The organism is Arthrobacter sp. PM3 (assembly GCF_003352915.1).
In the GTDB taxonomy this organism is placed as follows: Bacteria; Actinomycetota; Actinomycetes; order Actinomycetales; family Micrococcaceae; genus Arthrobacter.
Window position 1 is genome coordinate 3,348,394 of the sequence record NZ_CP022314.1, and the last position, 13,754, is coordinate 3,362,147.

12 protein-coding genes are annotated in these 13,754 nt (G+C 70.0%); 9 read left to right on the forward strand and 3 right to left on the reverse strand.

Annotated features, from left to right (window positions below; genetic code table 11):
• Positions 1–30 precede the first annotated feature (30 nt).
• From dxs to CFN17_RS15265, 9 genes are all read left to right on the forward strand, one after another.
• Positions 31–2,004 carry a 1-deoxy-D-xylulose-5-phosphate synthase gene (gene dxs, locus CFN17_RS15225; protein WP_208748594.1) on the forward strand — a complete coding sequence of 658 codons (1,974 nt, stop codon included), beginning with the start codon at positions 31–33 and terminating at the stop codon, positions 2,002–2,004.
• Between the two features lie 20 nt (positions 2,005–2,024).
• Entirely contained in the window at positions 2,025–2,582 is a 558-nt protein-coding gene (locus CFN17_RS15230; RefSeq protein WP_208748595.1) for a hypothetical protein, read from the forward strand.
• A gap of 64 nt (positions 2,583–2,646) precedes the next feature.
• Positions 2,647–2,865, forward strand: coding sequence for a hypothetical protein (locus tag CFN17_RS15235; RefSeq protein ID WP_208748596.1), 219 nt, complete (start codon positions 2,647–2,649; stop codon positions 2,863–2,865).
• 67 nt (positions 2,866–2,932) lie between these two features.
• Positions 2,933–3,910 (forward strand): aldo/keto reductase, encoded by a 978-nt coding sequence (locus CFN17_RS15240; protein ID WP_208748597.1) that lies wholly within the window; start codon positions 2,933–2,935, stop codon positions 3,908–3,910.
• A 35-nt stretch (positions 3,911–3,945) separates the two neighbouring features.
• Positions 3,946–4,971: a nucleoside hydrolase gene (locus CFN17_RS15245; RefSeq protein ID WP_208751523.1), complete on the forward strand. Its 1,026-nt coding sequence runs from the start codon at positions 3,946–3,948 to the stop codon at positions 4,969–4,971.
• 89 nt (positions 4,972–5,060) lie between these two features.
• Positions 5,061–5,882, forward strand: a complete 822-nt coding sequence (locus tag CFN17_RS15250; RefSeq protein ID WP_208748598.1) for an ECF transporter S component — start codon at positions 5,061–5,063, stop codon at positions 5,880–5,882.
• A 21-nt stretch (positions 5,883–5,903) separates the two neighbouring features.
• Complete coding sequence (locus CFN17_RS15255) at positions 5,904–6,662, forward strand: energy-coupling factor transporter transmembrane component T (RefSeq protein WP_208748599.1); 759 nt, start codon at positions 5,904–5,906, stop codon at positions 6,660–6,662.
• A complete protein-coding gene (locus CFN17_RS15260) occupies positions 6,659–8,212 on the forward strand; it encodes an ABC transporter ATP-binding protein (protein WP_208748600.1) in 1,554 nt (517 codons plus the stop codon). Before CFN17_RS15255 ends, CFN17_RS15260 begins: the two co-directional genes overlap by 4 nt.
• A gap of 70 nt (positions 8,213–8,282) precedes the next feature.
• Positions 8,283–8,630 (forward strand): VOC family protein, encoded by a 348-nt coding sequence (locus CFN17_RS15265; protein WP_208748601.1) that lies wholly within the window; start codon positions 8,283–8,285, stop codon positions 8,628–8,630.
• A 130-nt stretch (positions 8,631–8,760) separates the two neighbouring features.
• On the opposite strand, the gene CFN17_RS15270 is transcribed toward CFN17_RS15265, so the two are convergent.
• The 3 genes from CFN17_RS15270 to CFN17_RS15280 form a co-directional block, all read right to left on the reverse strand.
• Positions 8,761–10,926 (reverse strand): 3-hydroxyacyl-CoA dehydrogenase NAD-binding domain-containing protein, encoded by a 2,166-nt coding sequence (locus CFN17_RS15270; RefSeq protein WP_208748602.1) that lies wholly within the window; start codon positions 10,924–10,926, stop codon positions 8,761–8,763.
• Positions 10,923–12,149, reverse strand: a complete 1,227-nt coding sequence (locus CFN17_RS15275) for an acetyl-CoA C-acyltransferase (RefSeq protein ID WP_208751524.1) — start codon at positions 12,147–12,149, stop codon at positions 10,923–10,925. Before CFN17_RS15275 ends, CFN17_RS15270 begins: the two co-directional genes overlap by 4 nt.
• Positions 12,150–12,375: 226 nt before the next feature.
• Entirely contained in the window at positions 12,376–13,734 is a 1,359-nt protein-coding gene (locus CFN17_RS15280; protein WP_208748603.1) for an HRDC domain-containing protein, read from the reverse strand.
• Positions 13,735–13,754: the final 20 nt, after the last annotated feature.

Below are 13,754 nucleotides of genomic sequence, written 5' to 3' on the forward strand. Positions count from 1 at the left end.
AGGCATGTCTACCACCCGAAGGAGGGGCCGTTGGGAATCTTGGACACCATCCGGAATCCGCAGGACCTGAGCAAGTTGTCCGAGGCGCAGCTGGACCAGCTGGCAGCCGAGGTCAGGGATTTCCTGATCGGCAACGTCTCCCAGACGGGAGGGCACCTGGGCCCGAACCTCGGCGTCGTCGAGCTCACCATCGCGATACACCGGATCTTCGATTCCCCCCGCGACAGCATTGTCTTCGACACCGGCCACCAGTCCTACGTGCACAAGCTCCTCACCGGGCGCCAGGACTTCAGCACGCTTCGCCAGCAGGGCGGCTTGTCCGGCTACCCGGACCGCGGCGAATCCGAGCACGACATCGTCGAGAGCTCGCACGCATCCTCCTCCCTGTCCTGGGCCGACGGCATCTCCCGCGCCCGGCAGTTGACCGGCGACGGTGACCGCTTCGTCGTTGCCGTGGTGGGCGACGGCGCCCTCACCGGCGGCATGGCCTGGGAAGCCATCAACAACATCGCGGCGGACAAGAAACGCCGCGTTGTCATTGTGGTCAACGACAACGGCCGCTCGTACGCCCCGACCGTCGGCGGGTTCGCCGACTACCTCGCGTCCCTGCGTCCCACCATCGATTCATTCCGCGCCGCCCCCGCCTACGAGGGTACGCTGGAGTGGTGGAAGCGCAAGCTTCAGAACGGCGGCCCCGCCGGCCAGTTCACCTACAAGAGCCTGCACGCCATGAAGAAGGGCCTCAAGGACTGGTGGGCCCCGCAGGGCATGTTCGAGGACCTCGGCATGAAGTACATCGGTCCCGTGGACGGCCACGACCTCCAGGCCATGGAGAACGCCCTCTCCACCGCCAAGAACTATGCCGGCCCTGTGATCGTGCACGCCATGACCGAAAAGGGCCACGGCTACGCGCCCGCCCGAGCCCACGACGCAGACCAGTTCCATGCGGTGGGCATCATCGACCCCGAGACCGGCGCGCCCACGGAAGCCGGCGGCGCCAAGTCCTGGACCGCCGTCTTCGCCGACGAGATCGCCGACATCGCCGACGAGCGCCAGGACATTGTCGGCATCACCGGCGCCATGCTGATTCCGGTGGGCCTCCACAAGTTCGCCGCCCGGCACCCGGAACGCGTGTTCGACGTCGGCATCGCCGAGCAGCATGCCCTCACCTCGGCCGCCGGCATGGCGTTCGGCGGGCTGCACCCCGTGGTCGCGGTCTACGCGACATTCCTGAACCGGGCCTTCGACCAGTTGCTGATGGACGTGGCCCTGCACAAAGCTGGCGTCACGATCGTCCTGGACCGCGCCGGGGTCACCGGACCCGATGGCGCGAGCCACCACGGCATGTGGGACATGGCCATGGTCCAGATCGTGCCCGGGCTGCACCTGGCGGCACCGCGCGACGCCACCCGCCTGCGCGAGGAACTGCGCGAAGCCGTAGCGATTGAAGACGCCCCCAGCGTGATCCGCTACTCCAAGGGCAGCGTCGGCCCGGAAGTCGAGGCGCTGGAACGCCTGGCCGACGGCGTGGACGTGCTGGCCCGCCGCCCTGCCGGTTCCACCGACAACGATGTTTTGATCGTGAGCGTCGGTGCCATGTCCGAACTCGCGCTGGACGTCTCCGGCCGGCTTGGCGCGCAGGGCATCAGCTCCACAGTCGTCGATCCCCGCTGGGTCCTGCCGGTCCGGAAATCCATCATCGACCTCGCCGCGCACCACCGCCTGGTCATCTGCATCGAAGACGGCGTGCGGGCCGGCGGCGTCGGATCGCGGATCCGCCAGGAGATGCGGGCGGCCGGCGTGGACACCGCTCTGAACGAGGTCGGCCTCCCGGTGGAGTTCCTCGACCACGGCACCCGCGGCCAGGTGCTGGAACGCGTCGGGCTGACCGCCCAGCAGATCACGCACGACGTCGTCGCCCAGGTCCTGGGCACCAAGGTCCCGTTCGCGCGCCCGCTGCCCGGCCAGGACCACCCCAGCACCGGCAGCCTGCCGATCCTGTGATCGATACCGAAGGGACAACAGTGAGCGGAATCATCCGGGTCTACAAACGCGACGACGAGGGGACCCTGCACTTCCGGGAAGCCTGGGTTGACGAGGAGTTCAACGAATTCGTCATGAACCACGGCGTCGTCGGGCACCAGAGCAAGACCGAGGAGACCGTCGTCGACGACGCCGAGGCCGCGGACCGCCTCATGGACGCCTTCGCGGCGCAGTGCGCCAAGGACGGGTACGCCGAGATTCCCGAGGAAGAGCAGTTCTGGGTCGTAGCGCAGTACGCGCTCAAGACCAAGGACGGGACCAGCCGGGACAAGTACCTGGAGGAAAAGGCCAAGGACGCCCTGATCAGCCACCTGGCATGGCGGGGCCTGGGGATCGTGGACCGCAGCGAGTTTTCCGATGCCAGGCTCAACATCTTCTGCCTCACCCCGGACGTCAACAAGACGGTCAACGCCATCAAGGTCTGCATCCGCGGTGAGGACCTGGACTTCACGAAACTCAGCATCGGGGCCGCGCCGTTTGGGGAAGAGACGTTCAAGCTCAAGCACTCGCCGAAGGCGGCCAACGGCTTTACGCTGTAGGCACCGGCATTGAGCCCGACAGGGTTCGCATCAGTTTGGGGGCAACCAACTGAAAGGCAACGCAATGACGCGAAAAACCTCTCGACCAGGCAACACCCCGCTCCCGGCGGGGCTGGCGGCGCCGGCGCGCAAGTCGCTGGCCCATGCGGGGGTGGAAACCCTGGAACACCTGGTGCAGCTGGGCCGGCGGCGGCTTGCCGGGATGCCGGGGGTCTGCCCGCGCACTCTCGCCCAGCTCCAGGACGCCATGGATGAACACGGCCTGGTGCTTCCCGCGGGCTAGCACGGCCCCGGACGTCCCGCCGGCGGTCCCGGGCGGGAGGGCCGCCGGGCCGTTATAGGGTGAAACCATGACTGAATACCGCCGCGTGGGAAATTCCGGACTGTCCGTCTCGGTCGTAGGACTTGGCTGCAACAACCTGGGCCGGTCCGGGACCGTGACCGAATCGCAGGAGGGGACCGACGCCGTCGTGCATGCGGCCCTGGACGCCGGGATCACCTTCTTTGACGTCGCGGACACCTACGGCCGGGAACCCGGGCTCAGCGAAACGATGCTCGGCAAGGCCCTGGGCGCCCGCCGGGACGACGCCGTGATCGGGACCAAGTTCGGCATGGACATGCGCGGTGCAAACGGCCATGACTTCGGCGCGCGCGGATCCCGCCGCTACATCATCAAAGCGGCCGAAGCCTCGCTGCGCCGGCTCGGCACAGACTGGATCGACCTCTACCAGTTCCACACCCCGGACCCGCTGACGCCCATCGACGAAACCCTCGCGGCCCTCGATGACCTCGTGACCAGCGGCAAAGTCCGCTACATCGGGCACTCCAACCGGGCCGGCTGGCAGATCGCCGAGGCCGAATTCGTGGCCCGCGCGCGCGGCGGGTCCCGCTTTATCTCCAGCCAGAACCACTACAACCTGCTGGACCGCCGCGCCGAACTCGAGGTGACCCCCGCCGCCGAGGCCTACGGGCTGGGCGTCCTGCCGTACTTCCCCCTCGCCAACGGTCTGCTCACGGGCAAATACTCCGCCGGCAAGGCTCCCGAAGGGTCCCGGCTCAGCCACACCCGCACCAACCTGGTGCACGACGCCGACTGGGAACAGTTGGGGGCCTTCGGCGACTTCGCCGCCGCCCGGGGACTGAACGAGGTCCAGGTGGCGTTCTCGTGGCTTGCCGCCCAGCCGTCCGTTAGCAGCGTCATCGCCGGGGCCACCACGCCGGAGCAGGTGCGGCAGAACGCCGCCGCCGTGGCCTGGAAGCCCAGCAAGGCAGAACTCGCCGAGCTGGACGACCTCTTCCCGCGCACGCCCAAGGTGGCCCTGTTCTGAGCGATCCGGCCCCGCCCGTGACCCGCACGATCCTGATGGACCTCGACACGGGCATCGATGACGCCCTGGCCCTGGTGTATCTGCTGTCCCGGCCCGAAATCCGGCTCCAGGCCATCACCTGCACCGCCGGCAACGTCGGGGCACGGCAGGTGGCGCTGAACAGCCTGGCATTGCTGGAACTGTGTGGCCGGGCAGGGATCGAAGTGGCCATCGGTGCCGAGGTCCCGCTGGAGATCCCGCTGGTCACCACCGAGGAAACGCACGGGCCGCAGGGGATCGGCTACGCCGAGCTGCCGCCGCCGGTCCAGCAGATTTCGGCGCGGCACGCCGTCGACGTCTGGGTCGAGGAGGCGCGGGCGCATCCGGGGGAGCTCACGGGGCTCATCACCGGTCCGCTGACCAATTTCGCCCTGGCCCTGCGCCGGGAGCCCGAGCTCCCGCATCTGCTCAAGGGACTCGTCATCATGGGCGGCAGTTTCTACTACCAGGGCAACACGACCCCCACAGCCGAATGGAACACGTCGGTGGACCCGCACGCCGCCAAAGAGGTGTTCGCCGCCTACCGCGGGCTGCCCGAGGACAAACTTCCGATCGTCTGCGCCTTGGAAACCACGGAGCGGATCGAAATGCGCCCGGAGCATCTGCGCCGGCTCGGAGAGGCCGCGGGAGTTGCGGAGCCTGAGCTCGTCCTTCCGGAACAGCCCGAGGGCCTGCGGAGCCGGTCCGGCAACCCGCTCATCGCCTGCCTGTCCGACGCCCTGCGCTTCTACATGGAATTCCACCGGCTCTACGACCAAGGCTATGTGGCGCACGTGCACGACGCCTTCGCGGCCTGCGCCGCGGCGGGCCGCACCCCGTTCGCCACCCGGATCGCTACGGTCGACGTCGAAACGGACTCCCCGCTGCTGATCGGCACCACCGTGGCCGACTTCCGCGGTCTGTGGGGGCTGCCGCCCAACGCCCGGATCGTGTCGGACAACAACCCCGTGCACTGCTTTGACGAGCTGGTGTCCTCGGTGGGCGCCCTCGCCCGCTCGCTGGGCAGCCGGCCCGAAGCGTGATCGCTAGAAAGCGTGCTGGTGGCTAGGATGGTAGCTGCGCCGAGGTGACATGAGGCGGACGTTGTCGCACCCAGCCAAAGGACCACCCCATGTCACAGCCATCCCTCACCCTCAACGCCTCCGGACCGAGGGCCGGCCGCAGCCGCCGCCTGCTCGAAATGGCCGGCGCGGCAGCCATCGCCGCCACCTACGTCTTCCTGGTCCTCACCCAGCCCGCGGACATTGCCAACGGTCCTGCCAGCTTCCCGGCCCTCGTAGCGCTCGGCGGCTTCCTGCTCGGCGCGGTCCTGCTGATTGTCGCCGTCCTGCCGTCCCTCCCGACCTCCACCGTGGTCCTCATCCCCGTCGCCCTGGTCCTGAACGTGGTCCTCGGCCAGCTCATGGGCAGCACCGGCCTGCCGTTCTACATCGACGCGATCGGCACGGTCCTGATCGGCGTCCTCGCCGGTCCCGCCGCCGGTGCCGCCACGGGCGCGCTGAGCAGCGTCGTCTGGTCCTTCTTCAACCCCACAGTCCTGCCCTTCGCCGCCGGTGCCGCCCTCATCGGCTTCCTCGCCGGCATGGCTGCGCGGGCCGGCATGTTCCGCCGCTTCTACCTCGCGCCCGTCGCCGGCTTCATCACCGGCATCCTGGCCGGAGTCGTCTCCGCCCCGATCGCCGCGTTCGTGTTCGGCGGCACCTCCGGGCTGGGGACCGGCGCCATCGTCAGCGCCTTCCGCGCCATGGGGGACACCCTCCTGGCCGCCATCACCAAGCAGGCGCTCATTTCGGACCCCATGGACAAGGCGATCGTCTTCACCATCGCCGCGCTGCTGGCCTACGCCCTGCCGCGCCGCACCACCTTCCAGTTCCCCTTCGTGCGGCGCTTCCGGGTGCTCGCCGGCAAGGCCCCCGCGGCGCCTACCGCGTAACCGCGTGCGTTCTTTGCTCCAGTGACCCGCCTCCTGCACCCGTTCACCGCGCTCACCGCCGCGGTTTGTACCGCCGTCATCACGACGGCGGCAGCGAACTGGCCGCTGTCCGCCGCCGTCGCACTCGCCGTCGCGGTCCTCGCGGCGCGCCGCGGAGTGGCCGGGCGGGTCCTCGGTGCCGCGGCGGTGATCCTGGTGCCCTTGTGCCTTTCCCTGCTGCTGCTGCACGGGCTCTTCTTCCCCGAAGGGCACACCGTCCTGGCCCAGTGGGGCCCGGCCCGGGTCACCACGGAAGGACTGCAGTTCGCGCTGGAGCTGGGAACCCGGACCACGGCGTGCGTCCTGGTCCTCCTGCTGTTCTCCTTCACGGTCAGCGTCCCTGACCTCCTGTCCGCCCTCACCGCCCGCAGGATCCCTCCGCAGTTCGGCTTCGTGCTGGCCTCTACCCTCACGATCCTGCCCGCCGTTACCGGCCGACTGGACCGCATCCGTCAGGCGCAGGAAACCCGCGGCATGGTGATCCGGGGCGGGCTGCCGGCACGGCTCGGCGCGCTCCGCCTCCAGATGGTGCCCCTGGTCCTGTCGCTGATCGACGACGCCGGAAGCCGCGCCCAGGCCCTCGACGCCCGCGGCTTCAGCAGTCCCGGACCCCGCAGCAGCTACCGCGACATCGCCGACCCGCGCGCCCAGCGGTACTTCCGGGCAGCCGCCCTGCTGCTGGCCGGGGCGGCCGTCGCCGCGCGGGTCGCCGCATCCTGGCCCGGCAGGATGCCGTCATGACCGCCGCCACCCGGACCGCGCTGCGGGCCCGGATCGACGATTTCACCTTCCACGGCGAGAACGTCCCGGCGCTGCGCGACGCCGCCCTCCTCGTCACGCCCGGCACCCTGACCGCCGTCCTGGGCGGCTCGGGAAGCGGGAAAACCACCCTCGGAAAACTGCTGGCCGGCTGGCTCCGGCCCGGCCACGCCGGCCTCCTGCACGGCAGCCTCGAACTCGACGGCACCCGGCTGGATTTCCACGGCGTGCCTGACGATCCCCGGATCAACGCCGCCGCATGGTCCCGCCGCGTGGCGTTCGTCCCGCAGGACGCGGCGTCGATGCTCTCCACGGTGCGCGCCACCGTTGCGGAGGAGCTGGCCTTCGGCCTGGAAAACCGCGGGACGCCCCGGGACGACATGCGCCGGGCCGTGGAACGTACCGCCGCGCGGACCGGCCTGTCCGGGCTGCTGGACCGGGACCCTGCCACGCTCTCCGGGGGCGAGCTGCGCCGGCTCGCCGTCGGATGTGCCGTCATCGCGGAACCGGACATGCTCATTCTTGACGAGCCGCTGGCCTCGCTGGACGCTGCCGGCGCAGCCCGGATCGAGGAGCTGGTGCTCAGCCTGCGCGACGCCGGGACCGGCGTCGTCCTGCTGACCCAGGCGGCCGACCGCCTGGCGCGCGACGCCGCGCACTGGACGGTGCTCGACGCCGGGACAGTCACCGCCGCGGGCACGCCTGCCCAGTTGGCCGCCTCGGCCGAGCTGGAACAAGCCGGTGTGCTGGCGCCCGGCGCGCCGGGTTCCGGCGGTCCGGACTCCGATTGTCAGGCCTTGGCGGCAGCCCCCGGGCGCGCCGCCGCACGCAGCGCCGCGCCGGCGTCGCTCGAACTGTGCGGTGTCAGCTTCGGCTACGGGCAGCACACGCGACGAAAGAAGGCTTCGCCGCCGGAACCGGTGCTGCAGGATGCGGTGCTGCGGGGCGTGGACCTCGCGGTGCGGCCCGGCGAGATCATCGCCGTGACCGGCCCCAACGGCGCCGGCAAGTCAACCCTTCTGCGGCACATCAACGGCCTCCTGCGGCCCACCGACGGTGATGTGCGGGTCCGCGGGCGCAGCATCGCCGGCGAGCCCGTGGGCAAAGTCGCGGCCTCCGTCGGACTGCTCTTCCAGCATCCCCGGGACCAGCTCTTCGAACGGACCGTCCTCCGTGAGGCCGCGTTCGGGCTCCGGCAGCTCTTCGGGAAGTCCGACGCCGAGGCCAGGGCCCGGGCCGCGCTGGCCGCCGTCGGGCTTCCCCCGGCTGCCGCGGCGCTCCACCCTGCCGAGCTGCCCGCGTCCCAGCAGCGGCTCCTCGCCCTGGCCACGGTCCTGGCCCGCGAACCTGCCGTCCTGGCCCTCGACGAACCCACCGTGGGCCTGGACCGGCACGGACTGGAACGCCTGGGCCGTGCCGTGACGACGGCGGCAGCGCAGGGCACCGCCGTCGTCATGGTCACCCACGACCTCGCCTACGCCCGGGCCATGGCGCACCGCATCCTCAAGCTCGACGGCGGCAGGCTGCGGTAAATTGCGTGGAGCTTGCCCGTACCCCGGAAGGGTAGGAGCACCCCGGCCACGACTCACAGGAGGAACCGCGATGAACCCCATTGCCAAGGAAATTGGCACCGTCTTCGTTCCGGTCAGCGACATCGCCGAGTCGCGCGATTGGTATTGTGCGTTGCTCGGAGTCCCCGCGGAGGGCGAAATCCTCTTCGGCCATCTCTACGTGCTGCCGATGCAGGGGACCGGCCTGGTGCTGGACAGCAAAATCTACTCCCCGGCGGCGGTGTTCCGCGTGCCCGCCTTCCATCTCAACACGGCGGACATCGAGGCCGCCCACGTTCACTTACAGGCTGCGGCGTCGGATGTCACGGAGATCCGGGACAATCAGTGGTTCACCTTCAAGGACCCCGACGGTAACGTGCTGATGGTCTGCGAATGCTAGCACCGGCCCACGCCGTCCAGGACCACGCCTACTCATCAGGAAAGCGCCGCCGTCCCCGCCGTGGGGCGGGGACGGCGGCGCCTGCTGGAAAGGCGTCGGCCGGAAATCCGACCTGCGGCACGCCCGGTGACTAGGCGGCAGGCTCCGAAGCAACCCCGGGGGCCAGGAACTTCCTGCCGTTGACCCGCTCGGAGGCGCCCACCCGGTCCAGGTACGGGGTGATGCCGCCCAGGAACATCGGCCATCCCGCGCCGAGGATCATGCAGAGGTCGATGTCCTCCGGGCCGGCCACCACGCCTTCCTCGAGCATGAGCCCGATCTCCTCGGCGAGGGCGTCCTGCGTGCGGCGCAGCACCTCCCCGGCGGTGGAAGGCGAGGTGCCGAAGGACATCAGGGCGAGGGTTTCGGCCGGAATGACCGGCGTGCCGGCGCTGACCGAGGCCGGATCCCAAATGGACTTCACCCCGTTGTCGATCAGGGCCTGCAGGTTTTCCGAGACCCGGAAACGGTTCCCGAAGGCCGCGTGCAGTGATTCCTGGACGTGCTGGGCGACGGGCAGCCCCACCATGGCGCCGAGCACAAACGGGGTCATCGGCAGGCCCATCGGCCGGAGCGCGTTGTCCGCGACCTCAGCCGGCGTCCCTTCGTCGAACGCGGCCGTGACTTCGCCCATCAGGCGCAGCAGGACGCGGTTGACCACAAACGCCGCGGCATCCTTGACCAGCACGGCGGACTTCTTCAGACCCTTGGCGAGTTCGAACGCGGTGGCCAGCACGGCGTCGTCGGTCTTCGGCGCACGGACGATCTCCAGCAGCGGCATGACGGCCACGGGGTTGAAGAAGTGGAACCCGACCAGCCGTTCCGGGTGCTCCAGGTCCTCGGCCATGGCCGTGACGGACAGGGAGGACGTGTTGGTGGCCAGGATGCACTCCGGCGACACGATCGCCTCCACCTCCTTGAAGACCTGCTTCTTGACGTTGAGTTCCTCGAACACGGCCTCGATGACGAAGTCGGCGTCGGCGAAGGCGTCCTTGGACACGGAGCCGCTGACCAGGGCCTTGGTGCGGTTGGCGGCGTCGGGGCTGATCCGCTTCCTGGCCAGCAGCTTGTCGACCTCGGCGTGGACATAGCCCACCCCCTTGTCCACGCGGGCCTGGTCGATGTCCGTCATCACGACCGGCACCTTGAGCTGGCGGGCGAAGAGCAGGGCGAGCTGGCTGGCCATGAGGCCGGCGCCCACCACGCCGACCTTGCCCACCCGGCGGGCGAGCTTGCGGTCCGGGGCGCCGGCCGGACGCTTGGCGCGCCGCTGCACGAGGTCCAGGAAGGCATAGACGGTGGAGCGGAACTCGGGGGTCTGCATCAGGTCCGCGAGGGTCTCGCATTCGAGCCCGGCGGACTGGGCCTGGGTCAGGGTCCGGTTGGCTTCCATGACGTCCAGGACCTTGGCCGGGGCGGGGGAGGCGTTGGACGTCTTGGCCTGGACCAAGGCCCGGCCCCGGGCGACGGCTTCAGCCCAGCGGGCGGCGACCTCCGGGGCGGCGGGGTCGACGGCGTGGGCACGCTCCGGGGTCACGGTACCTGCAATGACCTGCGCGGCCCACGCGACGGACTGTTCGATGAAGTCGGCGGGCTCGAACATGGCGTCCGCGATGCCCAGCTCATAGGCCTGCGGGCCCGTGAGCGTCCGGTTGTTGCTCAGCGGATTTTCGATCATCACCTTTACGGCGTTCTCGGGGCCGATGAGCCGCGGCAGGAGGTAGACGCCGCCCCAGCCCGGGATCAGCCCGATGAACGCCTCCGGCAGAGCAAGCGCTCCGGCGCCCGTGGAGACCGTCCGGTAGGTGGACTGCAGCGCGATCTCGAGGCCGCCGCCGAGCGCCAGGCCGTTGATGAACGCGAAGCTGGGCACGCCGAGGTTGGCCAGGGTGGAATAGACGTCGTGGCCCAGCTGGGCCATCCACAGGCCCTGTTCGCGCCCGCTGACCGACTTGACCGTGGACAGGTCCGCGCCGGCGACCAGGAAGTACGGTTTGCCGGTGACGCCGACGCCGGCGATCTCGCCGCGGGCGGCCCGCTCCTTCAGCCCTTCCAGGACCCCGCCCAGTTCCACGAGGGTATTGGGACCGAGCGTGGTGGGCTTGGAGTGGTCCAGGCCGTTGTCCAGCGTGACCAGGGCGAAGGTGCCGGGGCTCGTGCCGTTGACGGCGGGGAGCTGGATGTCCTGGACGTAGGAGTGGGTTACCGTCTCGTTCGGAAACAGCTCGGCAAGCTTGTGGAAATCGGCGGCGCTCATGCTGCGGCTCCAGTCTTGGTGGTGGTGTAAGGGGTGCCGTAGTCGGCGTGGTGCGGGTTCTCCCAGATGACGGTGGCGCCCATGCCCAGGCCGATGCACATGGTAGTCATGCCGAAGCGGACGCTGTGGTCCTCTTCGAACTGGCGGGCCAGCTGGTTCATCAGCCGGACGCCGGAGGAGGCCAGCGGGTGCCCGACGGCGATCGCGCCGCCGTAGCGGTTCACCCGGGGATCGTCGTCGGCGATGCCGAAGTGGTCCAGGAAGCTCAGGACCTGCACCGCGAAGGCCTCGTTGATTTCGAACAGACCGATGTCCTCGATGCCGAGCCCGGCGTTCTTCAGGGCCTTCTCGGTGGCCGGGACCGGGCCGATGCCCATGACCTCGGGTTCGACGCCGGCGAAGGCGTAGCTGACCAGGCGCATCTTGACCGGCAGGCCGAGTTCCTCGGCGGCGTCGGCGGAGGCGAGCAGGGCGGCGGTGGCGCCGTCGTTGAGCCCGGCGGCGTTGCCGGCGGTGACCCGGCCGTGGGCCCGGAACGGGGTCCGCAGGGAGGCCAGGTCGTCCATGGATGTGCCCGGCCGCGGCGGCTCGTCCACGGTATTGACCGTCCAACCCTGGCCGGGCTTCATGGTGGCGACCGGCACGAGGTCGCGCTGGATCCGGTCCGCGGCATAGGCTGCGGCCAGTTTGTCCTGGGAGGCGACGGCGTAAGCGTCCGTGCGTTCCTTGGTGATGGCCGGGAAACGGTCGTGCAGGTTCTCGGCCGTGTTGCCCATGTTGAGGGCCGCAGGGTCCACGAGCCGCTCGGACATGAAACGCGGGTTGGGGTCCGCGCCGGCGCCCATCGGGTGGTTGCCCATGTGTTCCACGCCGCCGGCGATCACGACGTCGTACGCGCCGAAGCCGATGCCGCTCGCCGTCGTGGTCACGGCGGTCATGGCGCCGGCGCACATGCGGTCGATCGCGAATCCGGGCACGGTCCGCGGCAGTCCGGCCAGCAGGGCGGCGGTGCGGCCAATGGTCAGGCCCTGGTCGCCGGTCTGGGTGGTGGCGGCGATCGCGACTTCGTCGATCCGCTCGGCCGGAAGCGAGGGGTTGCGGCGCATCAGTTCCCGGATGCATTTGACCACCAGGTCATCGGCGCGGGTGCCGGCGTAGATGCCCTTCTCGCCCGCGCGGCCGAAGGGGGTGCGGACGCCGTCGACGAAGACGACCTCGCGAATGGCGCGGGGACCCGCGGTGCGGGAACTCGCGGTACGCGGACTGGCGGTGCTGGGTTGGCTCACGTGCTGCTCCTCGTTGAGACGTGGGTGCCGGATCCGTGCCTGCGGCCAAAAAGGCAGTGGCAGGGTTTGCCACCGGCAGCACGGATCCGGGCGACATCACGCACTATGTTACTCGCCAGTAACTTAGCTGGCAAGGAGGAGGCAAACGGGCCCGGCGGGCAGGTTAGCCCGCGGTACCCGAGGGCACCGCCGCGGCGGCTTTGGGCTCCTTCGCGGGCAGCGGCTCGGGGTGCAGGAAGGCTTCGGTGATGAGCGGCGCCGTGATTTCGATCTGCCACTGGCGCGCCCCCAGGTTCGCCAGCTCCTCGGCCACGCCTTCCTCGCTGAGCTCGGCCGGCGGACGCCACGCCACCCGGCGCAGGTAGTCCGGGGTGAGCAGGTTTTCCACGGGCAGGTTCAGTTCCTCTGCCCTGGCCTGGAGCTTGGGCCGGGCTGTGGCGAGCCGGGCGGCCGCCTCCGGGTCCCGGTCGGCCCAGACGCGCGGCGGCGGGGGAGCGTTGGTGGGCAGGTGCAGGGGTGGGAGGTCCTCCAGGGCACGGGCCGTGCTGATGCAGCGCAGCCAGCGGGGCGCTTCGCGCTGGGCGGCCCGGCCGTGGAAGCCCTTGGTTCCGAGGAGCTGGGGAACCGTGGTGGGCATGGCCTTGGCGGCGGCGACCAGGGCGGAGTCCGGGATGAGCCGGCCGGGGGCCACGTCGCGCTTCTGGGCCAGCGAGTCGCGCTCCAGCCACAGTTCACGGACCGCGGCCAGCTGGCGGCGGTCCCGGATCTGGTGCAGTCCGGAGGTCTTGCGCCACGGGTCGACGCGCGGCGGGGCCTGCCCGGCCTCCAGGATGGCGGCGAATTCCTGCTCGGCGTACTCCAGCTTGCCGTCGGCGACGAGGAGTTCGATCAGTTCCTCGCGCAGTTCGGTGAGGACTTCGACGTCGAGCGCCGCATAGCGCAGCCAGGGTTCGGGCAGCGGCCGGGTGGACCAGTCGGCGGCAGAGTGTTCTTTGGCCAGGCCGAAGCCCAGGAGCTGCTCGATGACCGCGGCGAGGCCCACGCGGGGCAGCCCGGCAAGTCGTGCGGCGAGTTCGGTGTCGAAAAGTCTGTCCGGCCACATGCCGAGCTCGGACAGGCAGGGCAGGTCCTGGCTGGCGGCGTGCAGGATCCATTCGACGCCGCGCAGGGCATCGTTGATGATGCTCAGGTCCCCGAACGGTTCGGGATCGATCAACCAGGTCCCGGAGCCTTCGCGCCGGATCTGGACAAGGAAGGCACGCTGGCCGTAGCGGAAGCCGGATGCACGCTCCGCGTCCACCCCGGCGGGGCCGTGGCCGGCGGCGAGGGCCGCGGCGCAGCGTTCGAGTCCCGACTGGGTTTCGATGACCAAGGGCACGCCGTCCCGGGGGGCGTCGAGGTCAATCACTTCGGGGACCACGCTGTCGAAGCCCTCCACCGTGATGTGGGCTGGGGTGTCAGCGGCCTCGGTGGTGCTGTGTGCAGCGCCGGCCGTGCCGGTTTCCGGAATTTGAGGGGTCATGGTCTCTACAGTTTACCGAC

What these genes read in the sequence shown, in the direction of transcription:
- CFN17_RS15235 (WP_208748596.1), top strand. Translation starts at nt 2,647, where the DNA reads ATGACGCGAAAAACCTCTCGACCAGGCAACACCCCGCTCCCGGCGGGG.
- CFN17_RS15240 (WP_208748597.1), top strand. Translation starts at nt 2,933, where the DNA reads ATGACTGAATACCGCCGCGTGGGAAATTCCGGACTGTCCGTCTCGGTC.
- CFN17_RS15245 (WP_208751523.1), top strand. Translation starts at nt 3,946, where the DNA reads ATGGACCTCGACACGGGCATCGATGACGCCCTGGCCCTGGTGTATCTG.
- CFN17_RS15250 (WP_208748598.1), top strand. Translation starts at nt 5,061, where the DNA reads ATGTCACAGCCATCCCTCACCCTCAACGCCTCCGGACCGAGGGCCGGC.
- CFN17_RS15260 (WP_208748600.1), top strand. Translation starts at nt 6,659, where the DNA reads ATGACCGCCGCCACCCGGACCGCGCTGCGGGCCCGGATCGACGATTTC.
- CFN17_RS15265 (WP_208748601.1), top strand. Translation starts at nt 8,283, where the DNA reads ATGAACCCCATTGCCAAGGAAATTGGCACCGTCTTCGTTCCGGTCAGC.
- CFN17_RS15270 (WP_208748602.1), bottom strand. Translation starts at nt 10,926, where the DNA reads ATGAGCGCCGCCGATTTCCACAAGCTTGCCGAGCTGTTTCCGAACGAG.
- CFN17_RS15280 (WP_208748603.1), bottom strand. Translation starts at nt 13,734, where the DNA reads ATGACCCCTCAAATTCCGGAAACCGGCACGGCCGGCGCTGCACACAGC.